General features: G+C 32.8%; 27 protein-coding genes and 1 pseudogene. 14 read left to right on the top strand and 14 right to left on the bottom strand.

Going from position 1 to position 26,743, the window contains the following annotated elements; all coding sequences use genetic code 11:
• Nucleotides 1-381: 381 nt before the first annotated feature.
• Together J2T59_RS05590 and J2T59_RS05585 are read left to right on the top strand one after the other, a co-directional pair.
• Nucleotides 382-534, top strand: a complete 153-nt coding sequence (locus J2T59_RS05590) for a hypothetical protein (protein ID WP_259134775.1) — start codon at nucleotides 382-384, stop codon at nucleotides 532-534.
• Complete coding sequence (locus tag J2T59_RS05585; protein ID WP_259134773.1) at nucleotides 531-743, top strand: hypothetical protein; 213 nt, start codon at nucleotides 531-533, stop codon at nucleotides 741-743. Before J2T59_RS05590 ends, J2T59_RS05585 begins: the two co-directional genes overlap by 4 nt.
• A gap of 53 nt (nucleotides 744-796) precedes the next feature.
• Here J2T59_RS05585 and J2T59_RS05580 read toward each other — a convergent pair whose 3' ends face one another.
• A complete protein-coding gene (locus tag J2T59_RS05580) occupies nucleotides 797-1,894 on the bottom strand; it encodes a metal-dependent hydrolase (RefSeq protein WP_259134771.1) in 1,098 nt (365 codons plus the stop codon).
• Nucleotides 1,895-2,089: 195 nt separating this feature from the next.
• Here J2T59_RS05580 and J2T59_RS05575 point away from each other — a divergent pair, with 195 nt between their 5' ends.
• The 4 genes from J2T59_RS05575 (at nucleotide 2,090) to J2T59_RS05560 (ending at nucleotide 5,348) form a co-directional block, all read left to right on the top strand.
• Nucleotides 2,090-3,157, top strand: coding sequence for a radical SAM protein (locus J2T59_RS05575; RefSeq protein ID WP_259134769.1), 1,068 nt, complete (start codon nucleotides 2,090-2,092; stop codon nucleotides 3,155-3,157).
• Between the two features lie 180 nt (nucleotides 3,158-3,337).
• On the top strand, nucleotides 3,338-3,649 hold the full coding sequence (locus J2T59_RS05570) for a DUF2551 domain-containing protein (protein ID WP_259134767.1): 312 nt from the start codon (nucleotides 3,338-3,340) through the stop codon (nucleotides 3,647-3,649).
• 72 nt (nucleotides 3,650-3,721) lie between these two features.
• The gene (gene uppS / locus J2T59_RS05565) at nucleotides 3,722-4,621 is read left to right on the top strand and encodes a polyprenyl diphosphate synthase (protein WP_259134766.1); all 900 of its coding nucleotides are present in this window, start codon (nucleotides 3,722-3,724) and stop codon (nucleotides 4,619-4,621) included.
• Between the two features lie 67 nt (nucleotides 4,622-4,688).
• The gene (locus J2T59_RS05560; protein ID WP_259134765.1) at nucleotides 4,689-5,348 is read left to right on the top strand and encodes a hypothetical protein; all 660 of its coding nucleotides are present in this window, start codon (nucleotides 4,689-4,691) and stop codon (nucleotides 5,346-5,348) included.
• 336 nt (nucleotides 5,349-5,684) lie between these two features.
• Here the strand turns inward: J2T59_RS05560 and J2T59_RS05555 are convergent, their stop codons facing one another.
• Both J2T59_RS05555 and J2T59_RS05550 read right to left on the bottom strand, forming a co-directional pair.
• Nucleotides 5,685-5,861: a hypothetical protein gene (locus tag J2T59_RS05555; protein ID WP_259134764.1), complete on the bottom strand. Its 177-nt coding sequence runs from the start codon at nucleotides 5,859-5,861 to the stop codon at nucleotides 5,685-5,687.
• A gap of 297 nt (nucleotides 5,862-6,158) precedes the next feature.
• The gene (locus tag J2T59_RS05550; RefSeq protein WP_259134763.1) at nucleotides 6,159-7,304 is read right to left on the bottom strand and encodes an aldo/keto reductase; all 1,146 of its coding nucleotides are present in this window, start codon (nucleotides 7,302-7,304) and stop codon (nucleotides 6,159-6,161) included.
• 122 nt (nucleotides 7,305-7,426) lie between these two features.
• Between J2T59_RS05550 and J2T59_RS05545 the strand changes: the two genes are divergently transcribed.
• Nucleotides 7,427-7,606, top strand: a complete 180-nt coding sequence (locus tag J2T59_RS05545; protein ID WP_259134762.1) for a helix-turn-helix domain-containing protein — start codon at nucleotides 7,427-7,429, stop codon at nucleotides 7,604-7,606.
• Nucleotides 7,607-7,832: 226 nt separating this feature from the next.
• Here J2T59_RS05545 and J2T59_RS05540 read toward each other — a convergent pair whose 3' ends face one another.
• Nucleotides 7,833-8,024, bottom strand: a complete 192-nt coding sequence (locus tag J2T59_RS05540; RefSeq protein WP_259134761.1) for a TRAM domain-containing RNA chaperone — start codon at nucleotides 8,022-8,024, stop codon at nucleotides 7,833-7,835.
• Between the two features lie 431 nt (nucleotides 8,025-8,455).
• Between J2T59_RS05540 and fdhF the strand changes: the two genes are divergently transcribed.
• Both fdhF and J2T59_RS05530 read left to right on the top strand, forming a co-directional pair.
• Nucleotides 8,456-10,525: a formate dehydrogenase subunit alpha gene (fdhF, locus tag J2T59_RS05535; RefSeq protein WP_259134760.1), complete on the top strand. Its 2,070-nt coding sequence runs from the start codon at nucleotides 8,456-8,458 to the stop codon at nucleotides 10,523-10,525.
• 1 nt (nucleotide 10,526) lies between these two features.
• On the top strand, nucleotides 10,527-11,681 hold the full coding sequence (locus J2T59_RS05530) for a Coenzyme F420 hydrogenase/dehydrogenase, beta subunit C-terminal domain (RefSeq protein ID WP_259134758.1): 1,155 nt from the start codon (nucleotides 10,527-10,529) through the stop codon (nucleotides 11,679-11,681).
• A gap of 184 nt (nucleotides 11,682-11,865) precedes the next feature.
• On the opposite strand, the gene J2T59_RS05525 is transcribed toward J2T59_RS05530, so the two are convergent.
• The 4 genes from J2T59_RS05525 to J2T59_RS05510 form a co-directional block, all read right to left on the bottom strand.
• A complete protein-coding gene (locus J2T59_RS05525; RefSeq protein ID WP_259134756.1) occupies nucleotides 11,866-13,299 on the bottom strand; it encodes an IS1634 family transposase in 1,434 nt (477 codons plus the stop codon).
• Nucleotides 13,300-13,539: 240 nt separating this feature from the next.
• Complete coding sequence (locus tag J2T59_RS05520; protein ID WP_259134755.1) at nucleotides 13,540-15,480, bottom strand: hydantoinase/oxoprolinase family protein; 1,941 nt, start codon at nucleotides 15,478-15,480, stop codon at nucleotides 13,540-13,542.
• Nucleotides 15,481-15,530: 50 nt separating this feature from the next.
• On the bottom strand, nucleotides 15,531-16,586 hold the full coding sequence (gene arsB, locus J2T59_RS05515) for an ACR3 family arsenite efflux transporter (protein ID WP_259134754.1): 1,056 nt from the start codon (nucleotides 16,584-16,586) through the stop codon (nucleotides 15,531-15,533).
• Between the two features lie 5 nt (nucleotides 16,587-16,591).
• A complete protein-coding gene (locus tag J2T59_RS05510) occupies nucleotides 16,592-17,443 on the bottom strand; it encodes a universal stress protein (protein WP_259134753.1) in 852 nt (283 codons plus the stop codon).
• A 296-nt stretch (nucleotides 17,444-17,739) separates the two neighbouring features.
• Here J2T59_RS05510 and J2T59_RS05505 point away from each other — a divergent pair, with 296 nt between their 5' ends.
• Nucleotides 17,740-18,078, top strand: a complete 339-nt coding sequence (locus tag J2T59_RS05505) for an ArsR/SmtB family transcription factor (protein WP_259134752.1) — start codon at nucleotides 17,740-17,742, stop codon at nucleotides 18,076-18,078.
• Nucleotides 18,079-18,447: 369 nt separating this feature from the next.
• Here J2T59_RS05505 and J2T59_RS05500 read toward each other — a convergent pair whose 3' ends face one another.
• Complete coding sequence (locus J2T59_RS05500; RefSeq protein WP_259134751.1) at nucleotides 18,448-19,083, bottom strand: hypothetical protein; 636 nt, start codon at nucleotides 19,081-19,083, stop codon at nucleotides 18,448-18,450.
• Between the two features lie 765 nt (nucleotides 19,084-19,848).
• Between J2T59_RS05500 and mtaC the strand changes: the two genes are divergently transcribed.
• A complete protein-coding gene (gene mtaC, locus J2T59_RS05495) occupies nucleotides 19,849-20,613 on the top strand; it encodes a methanol--corrinoid protein MtaC (RefSeq protein ID WP_259134750.1) in 765 nt (254 codons plus the stop codon).
• A gap of 17 nt (nucleotides 20,614-20,630) precedes the next feature.
• Nucleotides 20,631-22,019 carry a methanol--corrinoid protein co-methyltransferase MtaB gene (gene mtaB / locus J2T59_RS05490; RefSeq protein WP_259134749.1) on the top strand — a complete coding sequence of 463 codons (1,389 nt, stop codon included), beginning with the start codon at nucleotides 20,631-20,633 and terminating at the stop codon, nucleotides 22,017-22,019.
• A 309-nt stretch (nucleotides 22,020-22,328) separates the two neighbouring features.
• Here mtaB and rbr read toward each other — a convergent pair whose 3' ends face one another.
• From rbr to J2T59_RS05475, 3 genes are all read right to left on the bottom strand, one after another.
• Entirely contained in the window at nucleotides 22,329-22,904 is a 576-nt protein-coding gene (rbr, locus tag J2T59_RS05485; RefSeq protein ID WP_259134748.1) for a rubrerythrin, read from the bottom strand.
• A gap of 201 nt (nucleotides 22,905-23,105) precedes the next feature.
• Nucleotides 23,106-23,786, bottom strand: a complete 681-nt coding sequence (locus J2T59_RS05480; RefSeq protein WP_259134747.1) for a peroxiredoxin — start codon at nucleotides 23,784-23,786, stop codon at nucleotides 23,106-23,108.
• Nucleotides 23,779-24,195, bottom strand: coding sequence for a Fur family transcriptional regulator (locus J2T59_RS05475; protein ID WP_259134745.1), 417 nt, complete (start codon nucleotides 24,193-24,195; stop codon nucleotides 23,779-23,781). Before J2T59_RS05475 ends, J2T59_RS05480 begins: the two co-directional genes overlap by 8 nt.
• 356 nt (nucleotides 24,196-24,551) lie before the next feature.
• On the opposite strand from J2T59_RS05475, the gene J2T59_RS05470 reads away from it, so the two are divergent.
• On the top strand, nucleotides 24,552-25,154 hold the full coding sequence (locus J2T59_RS05470) for a DUF1638 domain-containing protein (RefSeq protein ID WP_259134743.1): 603 nt from the start codon (nucleotides 24,552-24,554) through the stop codon (nucleotides 25,152-25,154).
• Nucleotides 25,081-25,374, top strand: coding sequence for a DUF1638 domain-containing protein (locus tag J2T59_RS05465; protein WP_310572663.1), 294 nt, complete (start codon nucleotides 25,081-25,083; stop codon nucleotides 25,372-25,374). The genes J2T59_RS05470 and J2T59_RS05465 overlap by 74 nt, the downstream gene beginning before the upstream one ends.
• Nucleotides 25,375-25,532: 158 nt before the next feature.
• Here J2T59_RS05465 and J2T59_RS05460 read toward each other — a convergent pair whose 3' ends face one another.
• Nucleotides 25,533-25,709 carry a 4Fe-4S binding protein gene (locus J2T59_RS05460; protein ID WP_259134741.1) on the bottom strand — a complete coding sequence of 59 codons (177 nt, stop codon included), beginning with the start codon at nucleotides 25,707-25,709 and terminating at the stop codon, nucleotides 25,533-25,535.
• 456 nt (nucleotides 25,710-26,165) lie between these two features.
• Nucleotides 26,166-26,743, bottom strand: a pseudogene (locus J2T59_RS05455) (ISNCY-like element ISMbu2 family transposase); the annotation flags it as partial.

Here is a 26,743-nt window from a genome sequence, read left to right as displayed (position 1 = left end):
ATCCCGATAATGAAACACGAGGTATCTAATTACCTGATAGGATTTAAGTTTTTGTATAGATTGTAAAGTAAAAAATAATATTTCATTACATATGAGATTGTCTATATTTGCCAAATAGCTCACATTAATTGCTCTTTTAGTAAAATACATATAATGAGCTAACATATATACAACTGTGTTTCTTTAACTATAATCATAGCTACAATTTAGGCTAACCTATAGTTGTCAGCATAAGTATTATAGTTAATTTAGCTTAGTGCACTAAAGTACTAAGGAAGCGATAAAAATGGAATATACTGTTTTTAGATTAAAGGCAATAAGTAAAAAATTTTACTACCTAAATAATACTTGCCTGCATATATTTCGTTGAGGTGAACAAAAATGTCAAAATTCCATAAAAGAGAAGCTGAGCGCAAAGGAATTAAAAAAGATGAAAATTTTGAAGAAAAATTAATACATGAAAACCTTGATGATTTGATTGATGGGGAAGGGCTCAGTGATTATGAAGAAGAAGGTGGTGAAGATTTCGATTGAGTAAAAGATTAACTCTAAAACTAATGATGGGGGATGAAACTAAAAAGCATTTGGATGTTCATGAAGATTGTACATATGAACAGCTTTTAAATGATCTTGAGATTAATCCAGAGACTGTTCTAGTCCTACATGAAGGACAAGCAGTAGCACTTGATGCTAACGTTGACTCTGGTAATGTTTCTATACTTAAAATTGTTTCAGGTGGATAAAACTATTTACCTGATCTTTTTTTTAAAAAAAATATATATGGTTTGTTTAATTATTATTCTAAGCATTTATCATTCTCAAGAAACCAGTTGTTAGGAACCTCTCTAGTTTCTCCCTGTTGGTCTGTATAATAAGCAGTATAATTACAGCCTGGATTTCCACTATCAAACACGAACTTATACTCAACTACAAAATACGTCCAGAACAGAACAAATTCACTTCTGGCATCTCTAATAGTTACTTCGATAGAATCATTTTCCTTATAAACAGAAAACACGGGAAAATCAATTTGCTGACCAGGTGTTGTTGAATATAAGTCATATGAAGCTTTAACGTATGACATCATTGCATCGGAACTTGATGAAGTTCCTTTATTTGCTATTTTAGGAACATGAACACTTTGCTCAATGCCTGACCAGTATGATATCTCCATAACCTTATAGTGGCTTTCATTATACGAATAAGCTGTCAAAAATTTGCCAAAAGCTATCGGATAAGTATCTTGATAGACTAGTTCAGTGTTTTCTTGTGCAGCTACGTCTGATACCAGTAGCAGTTTAGTAAAGGGTGTTATAGCACACCATACAAGAAGTACAATAAACAAAACTTGATAAATCTGTTTCTCGTTAGCTTTAAAAGTGAGTGTTAACCTATTGAGCTTGCTTCTGTAATTAATCTCTTTTAATCTACCAAATCTATAATCTAAAAGAAGTATAGCTACTGGAATTAGAGAGATAATAGTAACTATTGGATCAAAGAAATCAATTGAGCCTAACGTTGAAGCTTCCTCAACAAAAGGGTACATAGGTCTCATCTTCCATGAAGTTGCATAATCCAAAAAAAAGTGGCTTAACAAAACAAAAAACCCTGCTATAGTAAATTTGTTGTTTTTTTTCCAAAGCCACAAAATTACTGTAACTATTAAAATAAAAAGAAGTGAATGAAAAAATTCACGATGCACCATAATATAAAACAGTTGTGTTCTAACTTCATAGGAAAACATATCTTCGATTGCAAAAAAAAGGAAATTTGGAATGAAATCTAAATCTGGAAGCACTGCTAATAGTCCAAGACATATCCTTTCCCAGCCTTTGAATCCTAAGACTGCTGCTATTAAAAAGCCTACACCAAAATGTGAAAGAGAGTTTACCATTTTTTTTCAGCTACATAATTAGTTTCACTGTTGCACGTAGCAAATATTAGGTGTTAAAATATGAATTTTTTAATCATACCTAGCCATATTTCCTAACATGAGCTACTATTATACAAACAAATTTATATCTATTTGTACTAGTTAAAGATTCTGTATAGTTCTAAAAAGTATAAAAAATGTACTCCTTCAAAAACCATGAAAGAAAAAATAAAGAATATCGAAATAAATGAAGGTGAAGCAGGGTCTTTTTACTCGTACCTATCAAACGGATGTAAGTTATGCCAGCAAGGTGCAAAGATGGTTTTATTTGTTACAGGTAGTTGTACAAATAATTGTTTTTACTGCCCCATTTCAGATGAACGCATTGATAAAAAAACAGTATATGCTAACGAAGAATCAGTAGTTTCTGACATTGATGTACTTTCACAGGCAAGGAAAATGAGCGCATTAGGTACAGGAATTACTGGTGGAGAACCTTTAATGGTTTTAGAAAAAACAATTTACTATATCAAGCTCTTAAAAAAAAATCTTGGTGAAAAACATCATATTCATCTATATACTTCATATTCACCTACAAAAGATATCTTAAAAAGATTACTTATAGCTGGTCTAGACGAAATAAGATTTCATCCACCCCTGTCAATGTGGAAATATCTCAATTCTACTAAATATATAACTTCAATCTTAGCAGCAAAAGAACTTGGTCTCGAGACAGGTATAGAAGTACCATCTATTGAAGGTATCGAACATTTAATAGAAAATATCAATGATTTTGACATTTTTTTAAACCTAAATGAACTGGAGTTCTCTGATACAAATTCAAATAAAATGATTGATTTAAATTATAGATTAAAAGATGATATATCAAATGCTGCAATGTTTTCACGTGAGTATGCTCTAAAAGTTGCTTCTTCTATGCCTAAGTTCCATTTTTGCTCATCTAGATATAAAGATGCAATACAACTTAGGAGAAGATTGATACGAATAGCTAAAAATACAGCTAGGCCTTTTGATGAAATTACTAATGATGGTACTATAGTATATGGAATTATCAAAGCTGACCATATAAAGGATGTTGTCACAATCCTTACAACAGAAGATGTTCCAACCGATATGTTTGAAATGGGTGAAAGTTCTATTACTATTGCATGGTGGATATTAGATGATATTTCAAATGTACTAACATCAAATGGATTTGAGTGTACTATTATCGAAAAATACCCTTTAACTAACGGTCTTGTGGTAGCATCAATTCCGCTATAAAAATTTAGTTCCACAACGCAGGCTAAAAATTAATTGAACTCAATTAGTCAAATTCAAATATTAAAACTTATAAATGAGAAGAATATAAGGGTATCGGTTGATTTCTAATTTTTCGACTTGTCATCAATTAAATAGGTTTATAAGTCAAAAACTAGATATAACTCGACAACAGTCATAGAGGTGTTGGTGCTGGAAACAATAGAAGACCGGGTTCGGGCAAGGTTAATCAAATATCTTGGTCGAGATGATACCGGAATACGCAAAGAAGTGCTCAAACTGTTCTTATTGGGTAGTTTTTTTACAACAAATGATGTCTTTGAAGAACTTCAAAAGCGTGGATATAGTGTAAGTTATAGGGGAGTTTCAGCAATGGTTGGGTTAATGAATACCAGATTAGGTATATTAAGTATTAATGTAACAGGTGACCATAATGTTTATTCCTTAAAGACGGAATATAGAGACATTGTGGACTCAGTATTACAAAACTATTAATATAATTGGTAACTAGGCTTCATGCTAAAAATGAAGTAATATTTTCTTGTAGAGTTTAGCTGATGTGAGTATATGATGAAAAAAATTATCAAATCCATCTATGGTGCGTATGAGAAGATACTATTTCAAGAAGTTTCAAAAGGTCCACTCCCAGAACATGTTGCTATTATTATGGATGGGAACCGAAGATTTGCTAATAGGTACAACAAAGATACATATTTTGGACATTCAAAAGGTGCCCAAGTTACTGAAAATATAATAAACTGGTCATGGGACATTGGTATATCCGAGCTAACAGTTTACGCTTTTTCAATGGAAAACTTTAATAGATCTAATTCTGAAATTTTCAGCCTTTTTGAGCTGATGGCTGAAAAATTTGATGAGATGAGAACAGATCATAAAGTCCATGATAGGGAAGTTCGTGTTAGGATTGTTGGAAATAAGGACTTATTACCAGATTTTTTGCAGAATTCCATTTATAATCTTGAAGAATGTACTATGAATTATACAAAATGTACTCTAAACATAGCTTTAGCATATGGTGGGCGACAAGATCTTGTACAAGCTACAAAAGAATTAGGTACAAAGCTAATTCAAGGTACATTAAATCTCGATAATGTTGATGAAGAAGAAGTATCAAGTCATTTATACCCTTCACATGATCTTGCAGTCCCAAATGTAGACCTTGTTATCCGATCAGGTGGAAATGAAAGAATATCTAACTTTTTGCCATGGCAAACTAATGGTAATGAATGTGCTGCTCATTTTTGTGCACCTTTCTGGCCAGAGTTTAGGAAAATTGATTATTTAAGGTCAATAAGAGTATATCAAGATAGAATTATTGAAGTAAAAAAAAACAATGTTCTGAGAACTACCCAGCTTTTATCAATGTCAAGAAAAAAAAAGCATACAAATATTCAAGTTAAAAAACATCAATTAAAGGATATAGATAAAGTCGATTATCACCAATAACTTTTTTCTACCAGCATGATAAAGAAAACTTAATTAACTTCTTCTATTTTATATCATTATTGTTAAAATGGCCACTTTTTTAGATATTCAGCCAAAATGTAATTATGATACTATTTATCCAGGTAGATCTGAAAGCACAAATATTAGTGGTTCTACATGTTGTGTTATTTATAATGATATATTGGATGAATGGCTTTTTTTCACTCCCGGGAATAAAAATATACATTTACTAAAATTAATTATTCCTGAAATTTATTTTAACCATTATTTTTCTTCAGATTTGTCAAATTTATACTGCTTTTTAAAAAGAGATTATGCAGTTGGTTTTAATATTCGTCACTTTGAAAGTATTTTAACCCCAATAAGACATGGTGATATAGCAAATCCATTTTATACTATTGACATTAACGAATATATTGAAAAGTATGCAGGGAAATCACTTTCTTTAAACAATATAGCACAGTATACCCTACAGAATAACAACATTACTGAACATCATAGCTCGCCTAATCTACAGTGGAACATTAACCGTTCATATAGACATATTGATGTGAATAGAGTTGAAACATGGAATCTAGATATATTATCTATTTACAATATGTTAAATTGTTGCAAGATGAATGTTGAAGTCTTACATGGCATATATACCTATGGAGTAGAAAATGGTTACATTCGCTACTTTGATGATATAAGTAATAATGTTATTGAAATAGAGGTAGATTGGTAAATTGCGCTATTTCCATAGCTAAAAATGCTAGGCTTGTATAAATTATAGTTACACCCAACAACATCTTAATAGAGAAAAAGAAAATATCTTTCACTGAGTTTAGCTTTTTTTTTAAAATTTGTTTAGGCATGTTTGGACATGTGGTAATTAAATGACATTAAGTTCCTTTTGAAAACATGGATTCTTAATACATTCAACTATTGCAGCAATAGCTAATATGAACTTGCTTTAAACTTTTTTAGCAACTAATAGAAGACATACAATTTTTATTATATAATCTCAAATTTCACTCCATGTTCAGATATTTTACGTGAACTATACCCCTGAGCTAAAGACTCAGTTACTTCCTTCGACCAACTCCTTAAGTAATCTGATATCACAGCTAATACCTAACTGGAAAGTCAAAGAACTATGGGGCCCTTTTACAAATACCTTTATCCCAAGGGCGTCCAGTTTAAATCCCTTTTGGCTTGGTTCTCGACATCGATTAATTATATACAAACCCACACTCATTTGTAATATATTTGATGTATACTAAAGGCATAGAGTTTTTACGCCCCACATTATAAATATTTAATTCATTTATGGTTACAGCGGTTCTTATTTGCTTGTATTGTTGCTGCAACAAAATTGGAAGAGTTTTTAGTTTGTAAGATTGTTATTGTCAAAAGTCTAGCTAATGCCTCCAATTATATTGATATGACTTTTACATACATAACAAGGTTTTAAGTTAGCTTTATTTCACTCGATCAGCTCATAACTTCATTTTTTATGAACCATTCATGCAAATTGAAGTTCATAGTTCATAGTTCATAGTTCATAATTTTCTAACTTTTGGGCTGTTATTTTTAACATTTTTCTTATAGGTATATTCTGAGGACATCTTGGTTCACATTCACCACACTTATTGCAATTTGAAGCTTTTCTTTTAGATCCAAGATGGTTGATATATTGTTTCCTAGCGGTTTGAATGTCACCATATATCGATATATTATTCAAATACTTAAAGTTAAGAGGTATGTAGACGCCAGCAGGACAAGGTAAGCAATACCTACATCCAGTACAGTTCACAGCCAGTTTAGACCTATACATATCCCCAACAGTTGAAATGACTCTTTTTTCATTTTCAGATAAAATATTAGTAAATCCAGTTTTAGCTGAGTTAATGTTTTCTTGTAGTTGTTCCATCGTATTCATTCCACTTAGAACTAAACTGATATCATTTCTGTCCCAAAGATAATGAAGACACCAATATGCAGGTGATCTTTTGCTATCAATCTGCTTCCACTGAGAAAGTATATCTGATGGAACCATATTAACCAAACTACCACCTCTCATAGGTTCCATGATAGCTATACCAAGACCTTTACTTGCAGCATATTCTAAACCCAACCTACCAGCCTGGTAGTATTCATCCATTATATTATATTGTATTTGACAAAAATCCCATGCGTATGAATCTACTATTTGTTTGAATGTATCAACATCATCATGAAATGAAAAACCTATATGAAGGATTTTGCCTTTCTTCTTTGAATTTTCTAAAAAATCAAGTAAGCCAATACCAGATAACTTAGACCAAAAGTCTTTATTCAAGCTATGAACAAGATAAAAATCTATATAGTCTGTGTTAAGTCTTTCCAACTGAATGTCTAGATACATATCCATATCTTCTCTAGAGTCAATATTCCAAACAGGTAGTTTAGTAGCAATCTTAACTTTTTCTCTTAAATCACCTTTTAACGCATGGCCAAGAAAGATTTCACTTTGACCATTATGATAAGGGTAAGCAGTATCAAAATAATTGATTCCTGCATCTATTGCATGGTATATCATAGGTAATGCCATATCATAATCAATCTTGCTAGGATCATCTTTTATCACAGGTAAACGCATGCAACCAAACCCAAGGATTGAGACCAGTTCATTCGTCTGTCCTATTTTTCTGTAAAGCATATTTTAAAGTTAGAGAGGAATTTTATTTATTATTTATTACGATACTTTTTTATTTATCTAATGTTAAATATGAATTTGTTACATATACTTTGTAGTCAATGTTTTTTTCTGAGGAATTTTATATGGACAATGAACAAAAAGTAATTAAAGCTATGAAAAATGCAGGTAAGCCTTTGAAAACAAATGAAGTCGCTGAACTAACAGCAATTGATAAAAAAGAAGTTAGCAAAATAATATCCAAGCTAAAAAAAGATGGTACTGTTGTATCTCCTAAAAGATGTTATTATGAACCTGCTAACTGAATAATTTTTATACTATTTAGTTAAAACAAAAATCAAACTATATACATTCTACATGGCTCACTTAAAATAATATAATTTGCTTTATAGTGATGCCAATATTGCTATAAAAATTACCAAGTTCCTTAAACTAGTAAAAGTTGTTAAAAACAAAAAACTTTAATTGCCAGGACTTGAGTCCAAAGCAATTAATATATCTAAAATTTATAAAAAAAGAAAGTTGTTAAAATTATACAACTTCTCCAAAACCGAATTTTCTCATAACTCGGCTAACCTTGATATTGACATTGTCACCAACTTCGGTGTTAGGTACAAAGATTACAAAACCTTGTACTCGAGCAATTCCATCGCCCTCATTTGCAATATCTTCAATCGTTACATCATATGTTTTTCCAGCTTCTACTGGAGCCGTTTGTGTCATGTTTCCAAACAAAAAAATACACGTCCTAATTTATATTCTATTATGCTTTAGGATTTTAACCAGAATCGTAATTAAAAACTGCAAAATAATATTCCAAAAATGCTGTATATATTACTAAAAAGTATTCGTCCATTAAGCAAGTACTCCTACATAGATAGTCTTAGTATATAAACTTGTCTGATAAAGTGCTTGTGAAAAACAGGAAACTATCAAAATAGATATTCCTTTATTTCTTCTACCAGAAAAGGAGAAGCAAAGAGATATACTATAAATAATATTATAAAAAATGAGCAAGGAACTAATAATGTAAAATACCATCTATTATCTTTAATTGAACTTTTAAAGTACAACTCAAGTTAAACTTCAAATAAAAAGTGAGTATTGAGGGTAACAAATAATACAATCAAACTCATAATACAACTTGTGTTTTTATGGGACTAAAATATGTACCTACAACATGCCCTTATTGCGGTACTGGTTGTAGTTTTAACCTTGTGACCATAGATAATAAAGTCGTAGATATTGCCCCGTACCAACGTTCATTAGTAAATGAAGGAAAGTTGTGCCCTAAAGGGATGTATGCTTATCAGTTTGTTAACCATAAAGATAGACTTAAAGTTCCTTTGATAAAGAGAAACGGTAAATTCATCGAATGTACATGGGAATATGCATTATCTACCATATCAAAACGTTTTGCTCAATACATACCTGACGAAATATCTATACTTGCCTCTGCCAGTGCCACAAATGAAGATAATTATACGTTGATGAAATTTGCTCGTGGTGTTATTAAAACAAACAACATAGATCATTGTGCTAGACTTTGTCACTCATCTACAGTTACAGGTCTTGGAAGCACTCTAGGTTCTGGTGCAATGACAAACTCTATAAGCGATATAGCAACCTCTAAATGTATATTTATAATAGGCAGCAATACTTTTGAACAACATCCGCTTATAGCACGAAAAGTTGTACAAGCACAAAAAAATGGTGCCAAAATAATCAACATAGATCCACGAAAAACGGCTACCTCGCTTCAATCTGATTTATATTTACAAATAAAATGTGGAACTGATGTTGCATTACTCAATGCTATAATGCAAGAAATAATAACAAATAAATGGCACAATACTGATTTTATTTCCAAAAGGTGTTATGGGTACAGTGAACTGAAAAATGAGGTCTTAAAGCCTGAATATTCACTCGAAAGTGCTTCTACTACCACAGGAGTCCCTATAGATAAAATAAAGTTAGCTGCTAAGTATTACGCCACTAGTCGTGCTTCTACTATACTTTATGCAATGGGAATTACACAACATACAGTAGGTGTAGACAATGTAAAAGCTTTAGCAGACCTTGCTATGTTAACTGGAAATATTGGTAAACCGGGTACTGGTGTGTGTCCCCTACGAGGACAAAATAATGTTCAAGGTGCATGTGATGTGGGTTGTTTGCCTGATGTTTTTCCTGGATACCAACCTGTGGAAGATAGTGATTCTCATTTAAAGTTCAAAGATAAGTGGGGATTTCCTGATGAAATATGTGACCCTATAAAAGGTCTAGAGATTACAGTACTAATGAAACAACTAGCTGAAGGGGTCAGTAAGTGCAAGTTAATGTATATCATGGGAGAAAACCCGATGATCTCAGACGCAAACATTGGGCATGTAAAGCATGTTCTTTCAAACCTAGATTTTCTTATTGTACAAGATATTTTCATGACGGAAACTGCAAAAATTGCAGACATTGTCTTGCCTGCTGCATGCTTTGCCGAAAAAAATGGTACTCAAACATCTACCGAACGAAGAGTTCAGCGAGTAAGAAAAGCCCAGGAACCACCTGATAAGGCTAAACCCGATTGGAAAATAATTACAGAACTTGCAGGAAAAATGGGTTACAAAGAGCAATTCCCATACAAGGATCCTTCCGAAATTTTCAACGAGCTAACCCATTTGATTAATTTGTATTCTGGCATGTCATATTCTCGTGTTAGTAAGCCTGATGGGGTACAGTGGCCTTGTCCTTCATTAACTCATCCAGGAACTCCAATATTGCACACATCAACATTTAATAACATGCCTAATAATCGCAGCCAGATGTTTCCTATATCTTACAAAACCCCAGCCGAAAAACCAACAAAAGAATATCCCCATCTACTAACAACAGGCAGATGTCTATTTCAATGGCATACAGGAACAATGTCTCGTAAATCTCCATCACTAGAAACTGAAGTTCCTTTCGCTTGGATAGAGATTAATGACAAAGATGCAGATGAACTAAAAATAACAAATAATCAAGTTGTCAAGGTTAAAAGTAGGCGTGGAGAAATAAATATTACCGCAAAAATAACTTCTAATATCATGAAGGGTATTGTCTTTATCCCATTTCATTTTAAAGAAGCTGCTGCCAACATCCTTACGAACAATGCTCTTGACCCTGAATCTAAAATACCAGAGTACAAAGTATGTGCAGTGAAAATAGAGCCATTAGGAACGAGTTAAAATGATATTTACTGGTACAAAGATATATGCATGGTCTAGAGAAGATACATTAAAACAAAGTGGGGAATATGGAGGTGCAGTTACTACCTTGTTAAAGTATGCATTAGAAAATTCATTTGTTGATGGAGTATTAAATGTACATCAAGGAATGGATATTTATGATGCTACAGTTGAATTAATTGAGAGCCCGGAAAAAATATGTAGCTCATCAGGTTCGCTCCATTGTGGTACACTTTTAATCTCCAAAGTGGTAAAAGAAGTACTAGATAAAACTAATCATAAAAAATTAGCAGTTGTTGTTAAAGGGTGTGACCTTATGAGTCTAATTGAAATGGAAAAAAGGGGTGTTATTGATTTAAATAAGACTCTACTCATAGGGTTAAACTGTGGGGGTACAATCACACCAAAAACAGCAATAGATATGATTGAAAATAAGTTTGGTATTGAGCACTCTTCGGTTGTGAATGAAAAGATTAGTAAAGGACATTTTTTAGTTTTTACAAAAAATGGTGAGACACATTCATTACCCATTGATGAACTGGAAGATGAAGGATATGGTAGAAGAACCAATTGTAGAAGGTGTAGCTATAAAATACCCCGCAGTGCTGATCTAGCATGTGGAAATTGGGGAGTTATAGGCGAAATGGCAGGTAAGTCTACATTTATAGAAGTTTGTTCACATTTAGGAGCTACTTTAGTAAGTAATGCAATCAGAGATGATGTGATAGAAACTGCAGATGTTCCAAAAAAGGGAATTGAGATTAGAGAGAAAATTGAACAGAGTATGATCAGTTTAAGTAGCAAGTGGAGAAATGAAAATCTTGCTACCCTGTCATCGAATACTTGGGGAATAATTGAAAAAGAAACTAATAGATGCATTAAATGTTATGCATGTATTGATAGATGTCCAGTTTGCTTTAAAATAAAAGAGGAAATTAAAGAGAATACTACCATGGTTCCTAATGGTGAAGTTCCACCTAATCCAATGTTCCATATCAAAAGGTTTTCACATATCTCTGATTCATGTGTTAATTGTGGTCAATGTGAAGAACTGTGTCCAATGGATATCCCATTGTCTTTGTTTTCTCATTCAATAAGAATCGAGTTAGATGCTACATATAATCCAAAGCTTGGGAAACCGCCTTATAAAAATTAAGGAGGAAGAAATAATGCGTACTTATAATACAATATACTATTCTAACAAAAAAGTCTCATTTTATTTATATTCTAACACATTTTAGTTAAATCCTAAGTTTGCCAGTTTAAACTATTTTTGGTAAAATTTTACTAATTTTTGTCAGAAAATGAATTTGACAGTTCAGTTAATTTTGTTGATTTTACTATGATTTTAGCCATTTTGGCTCTAAAATCACAGTATTTATTGCATCAAAGTTGGAATAAATGTACTCTTTCACCTTCTTTTTAGTGAAATCTACGGTAACTGTCAAATTCAATAAGCTTTTTTTTATGAATTTTGTTGATGTAGATTTGAGTTCCTTGAACTCAAACCGCATCAACGAGATAAATAACTGTGCAATGAAACCAATTACCACAGCTCCATAAATGCTAGCATCCGACCATACTCTTAATGGTTTTATTTCGATCTCGTTCTTGAGCGAATGAATTATTTTTTCCACTGAATCTTTTTTGCGGTAGATTTCAAGAGCATCTTTTGCTGTCAAATTCGTGCTTGATCTCAAGCAGAAAAATCCCTCTCTTCCAGTGATCAGTTTATCCTGCAACATCTTTAAAGCTTCATTTTCATCGATCTCAGCCAATTTTGTCTGCAGTGAATATTCAACATCAATAAGAACATTATTTATCCTGAACTTCTTTGGCAGTTTCTTGTTCTTATCAATTGAACTTTGAATCTGTCTTGCTTCTTCTATTTGTCTTTTGATCTTCCTTGCTTTTGATGCAAGTTGCTCTTTTTGGAGCTTAGGAGAAAAGTAGAGATAATTTACACCACTTGGTTTTTGAATCTTAAGACAATAGATTTGTTCTTTCGAGCTAATCAGCTCAATTGGCTGGTTCCAGAAAGTTGCTATGATCTTATCATCACTTTTATTAAGCTGCTTTCCGCTCAAATATTCGAAATGGTCAGCTAAGACCATTTGAGTATTAGTAAGGCTGTTAGCTCCCCTATCAAATACAACAAGAGAACCTTTTTCCAGGCGCTTTCGCACCTGGTCATATGTTATCTTAAAATGTGTTTGATCAGCTACATTACCTTTTTCAGTAGTGATACCTATTGGAACATTGATGGGTTCTGCAATCTCAGTTATTCCCAAAGTTATCTGTTTCTTATCAGGCCTATGGTCTCTACTATACCCATAATCAGCTAAGGGAGCTTTGTTACCATGTAAAACAATGCTCGTCCAATCCAAATTTATATTAGTATGTTCAAAATCATACGTTAAGAATATCCTATCTTGAATATCAGAAATGATCTCTAGTCGATTGTTTCCTATAGTTTCAAGAACTCTGTACAGAGTTCTTTCACTGAAACTATCAAGCCTAAATATATCCAATACTTCATCACGATTAATCCATTGATGTGCTCTACTTATACTGAAATTATCTGTAAGCTTGTAACTTAACAAAGCTTTTATCAATTTATTAATGTCAATACCGTTTTTCTTATGTTTCCCAAAAACTGTATCGAAATCTAATGTTTCATAGAAATATTCCACAGCTAGGCTGGTTCCAATCGGAAATGATATATTCTCATTTGGTGTAATTTTATTTGTTCTTAGTTTTTTTTGTTTTTTCATCGAATAATAAAAAGCTAAGAACATTTTTATTAATTGTGACTGGCAAACTTAGGTTAAATTCTCATGGCTTAATTTTGAATTTTTACTTTTATATCCTACTGTTGTTGTATAAACTAAATTAGGATGAACTTGTTCTTTAAAACTTAAACTAATTATTAGTATTTGATTAAGCTATAATTTAAAAACATTTAAAGTAATTAATGCCTTAGTTATGTGCTATTATTATAATTTTTTTTGCTTTCATTTAAGTTGCAATAGAGGATTACCAAAACCTACAACTGTAACTATTGTTTCAATCGGAGGATGTGCCCAATAGTCAGGAGCTATTGATTGCTTTGATACATTTATGGTAGTTTCGTCCTTATTAATACCACAGCGTTTTTCATAGTCAAGTATTATCTGCTTACCCAATTCAATAGCGTGATCTACAGCTTCGCCATAGTTTTCAAAGCGTTTTCTACCTTTAGATGAGAATACAAGAAAATCTTTATCTGGGTTGGCCAGTGAAGCAACTTTTATTAAAATATCGACCTTTGTTACACTTTTCCCAACAAGTGCCCCCACAGCATTACCAACGTTTGCATTGTGTGGAACGCTAATTTTTGCATCAATTTTTGTTTTTAAGTCATCTATATAAGCCGATACAGGAGCACCAAGCAATATTACAGGAATATCAATTTTAAACTTTATCGGGTATTCACCACTTAACACTCTATCAATTGGTTTACTTGAAATAGTCGGTATTATGAAAGATACCAAGTCATGTGCCATATTATGAGTAAATAAATCCTTTACATATTTACAAAATTCATATTTACCCATACTCATATATTTACCAAGATAAAATGCACCAGTTTCTGCAGCTTCTTTGTCCCATTGTGTATATTCTCCAAGTACATGGAGTGCATCGGTGGGTGTGAATCCAATGGGTTGTAATAAACGTTTATTTATTAATGAGTCAAGTATGATATTCAAGTCCCTTATATTTTTATAATTATTTATATCAACTATTTCACTAATTGAAACTGGATTGTTGTCAATCAAATTTAATATCTCTTCTTCTTTATTTTTTAGACCTGTAGATTTATATCCAGTTCTAACGAGAAATTTAGTCTGCTGGATATTTTCAGTGAGTTTTTTACGCAAAATAAGTCTATTGTTTTTAAGTTTTTTAAAAAATTCGGGATACAGAAATGAGGCTAAACAAAGTGGAATTACTCTCCTTGGACCAATATTTACAGTTTTTTCACTTAGCCAAACATGGCTATCTCCACCAAGTGCAGAAGTTTCCATCTTTATAGCTTTTACACGTGTGTTCCAACCACCCACTTTACAACCTTCAGAGCTCACCTTCGGAATTCCATTCTCAATTGATGAAACATCTGTACTTGTACCTCCAACATCTATCACTGCGCATGTTTCTTCTTTTGCAAGGTAAGAGGCACCAAGAATACTTGCTGCAGGTCCTGAAAAAATAGTTTCTATAGGTTTTTCCAATGCATCTTCTATATTGTAAACTGATCCATCACATTTGAGCATTAGCATCCGTGAATTTATACCACGCCTTTTAATATCTGAAATAACACCATTTACAAATTGATGAGTTATAGGTATCAATTGAGCATTAAGACATGCGGTTACAGCCCTTTCATAAACACCCAACTCATGTGAGAGTTCATGACCACAAACAACAGGTATGTCTGTGATAGCATGAATAACCTCTTTTACCTCAAGTTCATGTTCAGGATTCCTAGTACCAAAGTATGATGATACCGCATAGGCTGATGCCCAATGTTTAGTCTCTTGAACGTACCGCTTTATAGTGTTAACATCCAGAGGATACTCTTCTTCACCGTTAGTATCATGGCCACCAGATACAAAAATATAATCTTCTGCTGGATACTTTCTATCTTTTGGATGATCTCCTACCAAGATTAATCCTACAGGCCTACCTGTGTTTTCAAGTAGTGCATTTGTTGAAAGAGTAGTGGAAACGGATACCAAGTTAACATCTTTCAAGTAATTTTGGTCTAATTGGTCTAAAACTTCCTTTACGCCTTGTTTAATATCGGGATACGTTGTTGAGGCCTTTTGAGCATCAACAACCTTACCATCTGATCCTCTCATAATAACAGCGTCAGTGTAAGTTCCTCCAGCATCAATACCTAGTCCATAATGCACTATAATCACCATTTATAATAAATCAAGATCATTATTAGATTTATTACTAATCAAGTAGCAGATTCAAACTGGAACTTGTCCTTATTCCTTTTCATTATTTTGACAAGCGATAACATCACAGGGACCTCTACAAGAACACCCACAACTGTAGCAAGTGTTGCACCTGAAGCTGCTCCAAACAAGATCAAGGTTGTAGCAACGGCAAGCTCAAAGAAATTACTTGGTGCAATAAAGGAAGAAGGTGCTGCTTCATTGAAAGGTATTTTAAGTTTTTTGGCGCCAAAATAACTAATAGTAAAGATAAAATATGTCTGAATTATAATCGGTATTGCAATTAATGCAATGTGGAGTGGATAATTCAATATCATTTCACCTTGAAGGGTGAAAATCAATATTAAAGTTACAAGAAGACCTACAGGTGTAACCCATTCGATCTTTTTCAATAATTTATTTTCAAACCAAACTATACCTTTTTTATGTATTGTATAGTAACGAGTTATGATTGCAAGAACAAGTGGCAATGCTACATAAAAGAGTACGGAATAAAATATTGTTCTCACTGGTATAGGGAAGTCTGTGGTCTGTCCAACAAGGAATGCGCCCAACGGCGCAAACAAAAGTAGAATTATCAGGTTATTAACTGATACTTGAACAAGTGCATAATTAATATTAGAATTTGCCAAATGTGTCCAAACAAGCACCATAGCAGTACATGGTGCTAGTCCCAGTATTATAAGCCCTGCAATATACTCTGATTGGAGATCAACAGGTATGATACCACCAAATATAATATGTATAAATAACCAGGCAAATGCGGTCATAGTAAACGGTTTTATTCCCCAGTTAATTAAAACTGTCAAATAAAGAGGTTTTTTATTATCTTTTACTTTCAATATTTCTTCAAAACTTATTTTGAGCATGATGGGATACATCATGATCAATAACACAATTGCAATTGGTATTGAAACGTTGGCTAGCTCATATTGACCAAGTGTCCCTGCAAATGAAGGGAAAAAATAACCTATTCCTGTACCTAGTACAATACAAATAGCAACCCAAATAGATAGATATTTACTAAAAAAATCAAGATCTTTTTCATCTTTCATTGCAGTCACCTATTCCCTGTTGGTATGAGTAAAACCGGTTTTAAAGTAATTCTAAGTAAATTTTCAGCTGTGCTACCAAGCAAAATATCTTTAAATGAGTTATTCCCATGCGTTGCAGCAGCAATTAGTGTAACATTCTTTTCTTCTGCAAGCCTATTGATAGCTTCAGAAGGCTTTCCTCCAATAACATGATACTCAACTGATGTATGTGTTTCAAACCTCTGACCCAACTCATGTAATGATTTAAGTGCAGCTTCTTTTTTGTTATCAAGATCTTCAGGATTTCTTGCACCTTCAATAACGTGAACTAAAACTAGTTCATAAATAATATCCTTAAGGTGTTCTAATTCAGAAAGTCCCCTCTTTGAACTTTCAGAATAATCTGTAGGAAAAAGTACACGATTAAACTTTGTAGAACATGATTTGAGATAGAGTTCATCTTCATCTTGATACTTATTATATTTCTCAATCAACACCATTTTGTTAGAAGTCCGAGATATATATTCAGTTGTTCTACCCATAAGACGCCCTTTAATGTACCCACTTGTTGTAGCCCCCATTATGACACAGTCCACGTTTTCTTCTTCAGCAACATTGGCAATTGTCTTCTTTACATCTCCATAAAGCACATGAGTAACTGATTCAATACTCATTTCATCAAGTAGTAACTTATATTCCTCAATCTTTTCCTTAGCATTTCTTTCAAACATGGGAGCAAGGCCTTGTGCCTTATAAATATCAACAACATGTAATAATACCACTTTTTCAAGACCAGTATTTTTCAATTCTCCAATACAGGCCAGTACATCCGAGCTTTCACTGTAGAAATCTACTGGAACTAGTACCTTTTTAATCATTTCAAGCCACCATCTTTTTAACTATTAGATTATGGAAAATCATTCGAGTTTCTTTATAATATATATCCAAAATTTTTACTCCATTAAACACATTTATTTGATTTTAATTTGACAAAAATAAAAGGTAATATAGTATTCATTGCAACAATTCTGAGCCTCATATTGAACCTTCCATTTGAAAATGTAATTGAGTAGCTACATTTACTAGGACATTACATGAATATAAATAGGAATGATTAATATCAATATATATTGATATAAAAAAATATATATGCATTTCATCCCATTTTTGAATCATGAAATGTTGTCCTAAGGATAATGACATAGAAGAAGAATGGAAGCTGAATTTAGAACATAATGTCAAATTAAACGAAAAAGAAATTGACACGACTTGCAAATTCTTCAAAGTATTGAGTAACCCTACAAGGCTCAAAATAGCTTACCATCTTTTAAATCAAGATTATTGTGTCAAAGCATTAGTTTATGCCCTTGACCAAAAGCAAAATCTAATATCGCATCACCTTTCAGTTATGAAAGTAAACGGTGTTGTAGAAACTTTCAAGAAATCAAACTATACATACTATCACCTAAATCCAGAAATTAGAAAATTATTAGATCATCATAAGCGTGTTTAATTATATTAAAACTATACATCTCAATATTTTAACTAATTAGTAAACTAATATACTTGCTTACCTCATCATGTTAATAAGAATAGCACAAAATAGCTTAGATGAATGATGAAAAAATTATAGTTATTAGTAAATAGAGAGTGGTTTTGAACTACGCTTGCTTAAGTATTTTACAATAGTATTATATTAATAAACCTTAAGCCTTGATATAGTTGACAATATATAGGAAATAGAATAAAAATGAACTAAGCTTACAACGAAATTATTTAGTTCCCCAACAACTGTTAAGTATAAGTAAGTGAGGGTTGTAAAAAATCCTAAGTAAGAAGATTGATTCAAGCTTTTCATTTTATAATCACATTACTACTTGCTTTAATCAGCTAACCTTTTTCGTAGTAAATTGGTGTTTTGAGTATCTTCGTGATAACCTAGCCAGTTAAGATACGTTCTATACTTTTTATCAGCAACGTCGATAACTAATTCCCAATAACCTTTGTTCCTTAAGTAATTCCTATACTCTTTATAAAGAGGTATTGTTCCCTTAATATCCTTATTATTCAAACATATATAGTCAATTTTTATTTGTATTTTACCTTCTGAAGAAATCTCATATATACAGACACCTACAGGCATATAGTTTGTAAGAGTGAATAAAGCATAACAATTAGAAAAATCCATCTCCTTGAAATTAGGATAAATTTTTTGAATTTGTTTTTCGTGTTGCTTGAGAAAACGTTCAACATACCTTGATCCTTTCACAGGGATTTCAAGCATATCAAATGAACTATCAATATACCTCATGTACATTAAGTGATAAACATTCAATAAACCTACTATGCCATTTACAACAGCTAAAGGAGTGGCCCCAATTAACATCCCATATGCAACATAAGTAGTTGCACCAAATAAGTTGAACAATCTCAACTTGAAGGTATTACTCATCATAAACGAGACTACCCATAATGCAGATCCAACATACCCTATTATTTCAACTATCTCCCATTCCATAGCCAACACTCCTTGATGCTATAACTCTATTTAGAAACGAAAGAATTTCTTGAAGGAAGGACCGTATCAAGAACATTCTATATGTTATCTAAAACCTTAAATTTTATGGTTATTTTTATCAAACCTTAATTTGCTGTTGTTGTTAACCTCTTGTCAAGACAATATGTACTGCAATTAAAAACGATGTTCAACTAACAATAAGATGACACATTGGTACGATTAAAAATGTTTATGACTTAATATTAAATACTATAAAATCATGTCTTGAAATCTTAAATGCGTTTTTGCATTTAACCACTTTTTTCATGTATTGCATGTAGTTAATAATTCTTCTTTAGGTCAAAAAATAATTATATATAATTTTCGGCATTTAACAAAAGAATTTTAGGTTTAAGGTTCTGCAGAGATTTGTTTTTTTAGAAATATTTATGCAAATTAGCAATAACTAGATATACTAAATTTGACTAATTAAGTCATCATTATCTTATATAAAGATTTTGTAACATAGTTATATACTTCATATAATTTTTTTTTGCTCTATTAAAATAACAAAGGCAATAGGCCTCATTTCATTTTATAAAAGTCTAGTACATAATTTAGTATGTTACATTACCTTTATATATATGATTTTAGCTGTAGTTACCCTTTTATACTATTAATAAGAATATATCGCTAAGGAGGTATTAAAAACATCTCCATGAGTAGATTGAATCGAGATTCAAGGATCTCAACCTATATAAGAAACAAACGAAAGGGAGTATTGGCATGATAGAAGTAAAACCCAGTGATATTCTGGTAAGATACAACGTAAAGTTGGAAAAGGAAATGGCACCCGAAGAGGCAGCAGAAGAACTTTATCCAACAGAAGAGCCAGTTCGCTCAATTGCAAAGTCTATCTTCGAAGGAGAAGAGGACGATGTCATTGAACATCTAGAGAAAGCTATTGGAGCAGGTAAGGACCCACTTGACCTGATAACTGATCTGATGGCTGGTATGGATGTAGTAAGTAAATTGTATGACGATGGTGTCATTTTCCTACCAAACGTAATGATGTCAGCAGATGCAATGCTTGAAGGGATCGATTACTGTAAGTCAAAATCAACAAAGACACATGAATCAAAAGGAAAGATTGTGTGCCATGTGGCTGAAGGAGATGTACATGATATTGGTAAGAACATCGTAGCTGCACTATTAAGAGCAGGTGGATACGATGTAGTAGACCTTGGTCGTGATGTACCTGTAGAAGAGGTTGTAGAGGCAGTCAAGAAAGAAAAACCACTTATGGTCACAGGTACTGCTTTGATGACAACAACAATGTTCGCATTCAAGCAAATAAATGACAGGTTGGTAGAAAGTGGTATCAAGGTACCATTCCAGTGTGGTGGAGGAGCTGTTAACCAGGACTTCGTTGAACAGTATGAGCTCGGAGTTTATGGTGAAGAAGCAGCAGATGCCGTGAAGATGGCTGATACCATCAGAAAGAAAGGTAGCAAGATAGATGGACTAAGGGATCAGTTCCATCAACACTAATCTAAGAGGTGATATTAATGACAGTAAAAAGATTTACTTCAATGGCATATGGCAGCGCTGACGAAATGATCTTCGGTAATGCTAAAAAGCCGGTCAAGGCTGGACTGGGATTAGAGATCGGTGCAGGATACACTACACCTGAGGTCAATTATGCACCACGTCCAGAAGCAGGCCAGAGCAAAGATAAACTAGTTAGGGAATATGAGAAGATCACAACTGACATCATGGCAAGAATGGTGCAGGTAGGATTCCCTGCTGTAGTACTGGAAACTGAACACGTCCAGGAAATGACAAACAACCCTAAATGGGGTGGAGAGATCGCACATGCACAGAAGACCATCATGGAAGAGTACCATGAGGAATATGGTATCAAATGTGCATTAAGACACACACCTGGTGATATACGTGAAGATAGAGATTACCTTGAACTAAGAGGTGGTAAATACTCGACACTCATGGAAGCATTCGATGAGGTTGCATCCAATGGTGCTGACCTGTTATCAATTGAATCGATGGGTGGTAAAGAAGTATTCGATCACGCGATCCTAAGGAACGATATGCAAGGTGTACTCTATGGTATCGGATGTCTTGGTGCAATGGATATGGAATATATCTGGCAGGATATCGCAAAGGTTGCTAAGAAGAACAATGTAGTACCTGCAGGTGATACTGACTGTGCACAGGCCAACACAGCAATGTTCATTGCTGGTGGACTCTTAGACAAGAACCTAGCACACACATTAGCAATAATTGCACGCTCAATTGCAGCATCAAGGTCATTGGTTGCATATGAATCAGGTGCTAAGGGACCAGGTAAAGACTGTGCATATGAGAACACTATTGTAAAATCAATTGCAGGTGTCCCAATATCACAGGAAGGTAAGACTTCAACCGATGCACACTCTGACGTACTCGGTAACCTGGTAATGCAATGTTGTGACCTCTGGTCAAATGAATCTGTAGAATACCATGGTGAGTTCGGTGGTACTTCAGTACAATGTTGGGCTGAAACACTGGGCTATGACTGCTCGTTGATGAACGTTGCACTCAAGTCAGGTAATGAGAAATTGCTAAGGGATATGTTCGTAGCATCTGACAGGTACAGAGACCCGCAAGGTTACGTACTTGCCTACGATAACGCATATAGAATAGGAGAGGCCATTGCAAAAGATGGAGATAACCTATACTTACGTGCAAAGAACGCTGCACTCAAATGCTGTGAGATATTGGACGAAGGTAAGAAAGGTCACCTAGAACTCACTAGGTTTGAAACAAATGCATTAAGTAAAGCTAAAGCCGACCTTGAGGCACTACCTGACGATATCGACCAGTTCATGAGCGATTCCATGACAAAGTACAAGAACGAAGTTAAAGTATTCAGGCCAGAATCGAACTATGGACTGTGAATATAAAAAATTAAATTTTGTCGGATGAACTTACAAATAGTTCATTCTTTATTTATTTTTTTTATGTTTTTTTTCAATTTTTAAAACTTGTTTATTCTAATAATTTAGCTTTTAACTTCACTAAGCTTTCAAGTTTGCTATAGAGCATATAACAAGTTGACCATTATTTTCGTTTAAATTTATTAGTGATTTTGTAGGTCATGAGAAAATATTTGTTTAATGCAAATCATTTACACTAAGCAAAATAATAAAAATTTGTAGAGATTTTTTAATCTCTACATTAAATGTCTAAGGATATAAATTTAAAGTTCAGTAATTCTCTGCTTTAATTTCAAAATGAGCTTGTGGATGAGCACATGCTGGACATTCTTCAGGTGCCTCTGGTCCTTCATGAATATATCCACAGTTTCTACATCTCCATGTGGCCTTGGTATTTTTCTTGAAAACAATTCCATCTTCAATGTTTTTAGCAAGAGCACGGAACCTATCTTCATGCCCAATTTCTGCCTTAGCTATATTCCTAAAAACTTCAGCAATCTCTAAGAAACCTTCCTTATCTGCAACTTCAGCAAAATCTGGATACATTTCTGAATGCTCGTGGTTTTCACCATCTGCTGCTGCTAAAAGATTACTTTTAGTGTCAGATATGATTCCTGCAGGATATGAATCATTGATAGTTGCCTCTCCACCTTCTAAAAACTTGAAAAGGCGTTTTGCATGTTCCTTTTCATTTTTTGCTGTATCTTGAAAGATAGCTGATATTTGTTCATACCCTTCTTTCTTCGCAACTGAAGCAAAATAATCATATCTATTTCTTGCCTGTGATTCGCCAGCAAATGCTGTTAGTAAGTTAATTTCGGTCTTAGTTCCTTTAATTGATGTCATATTTTAATGCCTCCATAATATTGTTTTTTTATGTCCTATTACTATTTAATAGCTCCCAAATTTACCTCCACCCTCCAACCCAAAAAATTAATCAATGATACTTCTTTCTGTAAGTTTAAAAAATATTAGCCAAAAAGAAGACATTGATTAGTATAAAACTATAAAACAACTCTCTTTTTGGTCAAGCCAACATATCTTTTCTCAAGATTGCTTTTTAAAGCACATGAACCAATCAAGACAATATGTGTCTGGCTCCTGTTTTTCAACTCGCTCTTTAGCCACACCGCATGATCCAGGTGGTGGTACAATTACATCTTCTCCTGGTTGCCAATTGGCAGGAGTAGCCACACCTTCAGAATCCGATTTTTGCATCGCTATAAGTAACCTTTTTACTTCATCCATATTTCTTCCATTTGATAATGGATAGTAGAGTACTGCACGAACCTTTGCATGTGGATCTATAACAAAAACTGCACGTACCGCCTGTGTGTCAGAAGCTCCCGGCTGCACCATTCCAAATTTCTTAGCTACAGACATTTTAAGATCCTCTATCACAGGGAACATAATCTCAACATCTTTCATGCCTTTATACTCTATTTTTTCTTTTATAGTTCGAAGCCATGCAATATGAGCATATAGGCTATCTATTGATAATCCAATTAATTCACAATTAAGGTCTTTAAACTCATCCTGCATACTTGCAAACGTCATAAATTCTGTTGTACACACCGGCGTGAAATCTGCTGGATGACTAAATAAAACTACCCATTTATCTTTATAGTCTTCTGGGAAGTTAATTTCCCCCATCGTTGTTTTTGCTTTAAAGGCTGGTGCATTTTCACCTATTAAAGGCATTGTTACTCTCTCTTCTTGCTCATCCATTTTGTTTCCTCCTACACTTGTTGCAATAACCATAGAAATTGGTATCAGTTGACTCTATCTTAAATCCATCAATTTTTGAGGCTACATTTAAAGAATACTCTGTAAGCTCTTCAGATTCATAATCCTTTATATCTCCACATTCTAGACAAATAATATGGTGATGTGTAACTAGATTAGCTTCAAAACGAGATACGCCTTTAGTGTTCACCTCTTTAATCAGCTCTTTTTCAGCAAGGAACCTAAGATTGTTGTAAACAGTAGCTTTGCTAATCCTACTAAGTTTACATTTTACACCTTCATATACATCATCTACTGTAGGATGTCCATTAAACTCTCTTAAGAACTTAAGAATTTCCATCCTTTGGTTTGTATATTTGATTGTTTTTGCGCTCGTATTTAATCCATCCATGATGGTTGATTACTATTCAATTCCAACAGTTTTAGCAACATATCTAATTAATAATTATTATTATTTAAGGTTTATTATTATAAAATAGTTTTTTTTATTTGATATTCACTTTTATATTCTTTTAATCTTATCTTAGTTCTAAAGGTAATTATTATTATCTAAATAGATTATTTTAAGCCTTTTAAAAACATATGATGAAACTCGAAAATGAGTACAGTCCTATAAAAGTCTACTAAAAAAAACTGATTATTAAAGAATAACTAAAAGATGCACCAAATAATGTATTGATTACAATTCCATTCTAAGCCTGGAACAATCAAATTATGCACAATTATAGGTCAACATGAGGTAATGCTATGAGGAAAACAAGTAATGACCACTTTTTGTTTTTGTTAGGATGTAAAATAATGGAAGATGAAATTGTCCATGTACTAGCCAATGATAGGGATGTAGAAAAAATTGTGATCATAGATAATGGAGAAATTACAGATTTTGTTGAAAAAATAAAGAATGTTGGCATTGTGCCTGAAATACTTCCAAAAGAAACTTTTTGGTCAAGACATGAACAGAATTCTTATGGTACAAATCAATTTAATGTAGTTGTTTTAATCCAACCAAAGAATCTTCATTCTTCTCCAAAGAAACTAAAGGACACTACATACAAAACAATTAAAGAACAAGAAGCTTATGTTGATAGCATCCTTTTGTTCTATGGTTCTTGCGGAAAAGCATTTAATGACCTAGACAATACATTTTATGGCCTTGATGTTAATGTTCACATTTTAGGCGAACGTAAAATGAGTTACACAAAACAAGTTACAGATTGCATCTCAGCTGTGGTTGGTGGAGATGAAAAATATAATTTACTTTTAAAACAATATCTAGATGCCTTATTCTTTACACCAATGTTGTCATCAAACTGGGATATATTGTTTGGAGATATTGAAAAAAAATATTAAAAGTTATATGAAAAAGAAAAAGTTTTTCAAAATGATGGGAGTAAAAACTTTGATTAAAATTGATACAGGTATCAACTATGAAACTGAATTTGATCTAAAGATTAACAAGTTTGCAGCAAAGTTCGATTTTAAAGTAACAGAAATTAGTGGGACTAGCGCAATAATTGAGCAATGTTACGCTAATGTGAAAGATAAAATTCTAATTCTAGAAGATAAGTAAATACATTCGTGTAATATATCAATTAAAAGTATTAATATAACCTTAAAAAGCTAATAATATCCTAGATAAACTGTATTATATAGCTATCTACTAAACTATTTCTTTTGCTACAAAATTTCCCTTGTAAGCAACAAAATAAAAAGAAGGAATAAGAAAATTTATTCCATTGAAATTGCTTCTACTGGGCATTCATCTACACAATCGCCACAATCATTGCAGGTATCTGCATCAATGACTGCAAGCTCGTCATCATTCATTGAAATTGCTTCTACTGGACAAACATCCACGCACAATTCACAACCAGTACATTCTTCTGCATCAACTATTGCTACCATATTTTTAATTTCTCCTATAAATTTTTTTTGTAACCAATATACTTGATCTAATCTAATTCAAGCATTTTATTATTATACAAATTTATCTTAAAGATATCGCTACTTTTGTATATAATATGCTTGATTAATCCAAATAACAAGTACAAAGATTTGTATACAAAAAATAACTTTTAATTAATATACTTATCTATAACTTCAATTTTTACTGTTCTTTTTTAAAGTGATAAGTATCTCATAAGCATCGTGATAAAATAGTTTATATGAAAATGTGCAAGAATAATCCATTCAAACTCATGTAAAATTTTGTTCATATCGATATTTATTTTTATAGCCTTATCACAACCTATTGCTTTTGTCGTGGTTAAGAGGCTGTCAAAAACTTTGGTGTTAAACTTTATTGGATATGTTCCCTTCCCAATATCCTCTTTTAACACTTAAATAATTCAATATCCCATTCGGTGTTTTAAATATCCTTTTCAACGAATCAGGTAACGTTTGTCGATAATAATTCTCAATAGGGTTTGTTGTTTTTGAAATCATTTCATCCACCATAAACAGAGTCAACCTTTCGAAGTCTTTTATAATTTTATCTATTGATTTGTGAAGTAAATGTGGAATTTCTTCCATATTACTGATTATCTCTTGAAGTCTATTGATTGCGATATTTAGATCATATGTTCTAAATACTTCTTTGATCTTTGTAAATGCTAAACACAACCTGATCTTTTCCCTAGGGCTAATAAATTTTGATTTTAGTTTTTTGTACACATCTTTCCCAACAAGCTTGTACAAATGAAATATGCAAAATTGATGCTTGATTTTTAGTTCATCCATAATCGATTTATATTTTCTTCGGTGGTCGGTTGAAATGGCATGAAGAGGCTTAGAAGCTACAGCATTTTTAATAAAACCCTTAACAGTATCATATTCAAGATCTGGCACAATTTTCTCTTCTACTGGTTTATTCAGTACAGAGTCTATCAAACTGAGCCTATAAAACCGATTTCCATTCAGTTTTATGTATTGTTCATCAT

This window comes from Methanosalsum natronophilum, from assembly GCF_024808815.1.
In the GTDB taxonomy this organism is placed as follows: domain Archaea; phylum Halobacteriota; class Methanosarcinia; order Methanosarcinales; family Methanosarcinaceae; genus Methanosalsum; species Methanosalsum natronophilum.
The sequence above is the reverse complement of the archived record's forward strand: the minus strand, read 5'-3'. Positions and strand labels throughout refer to the sequence as shown.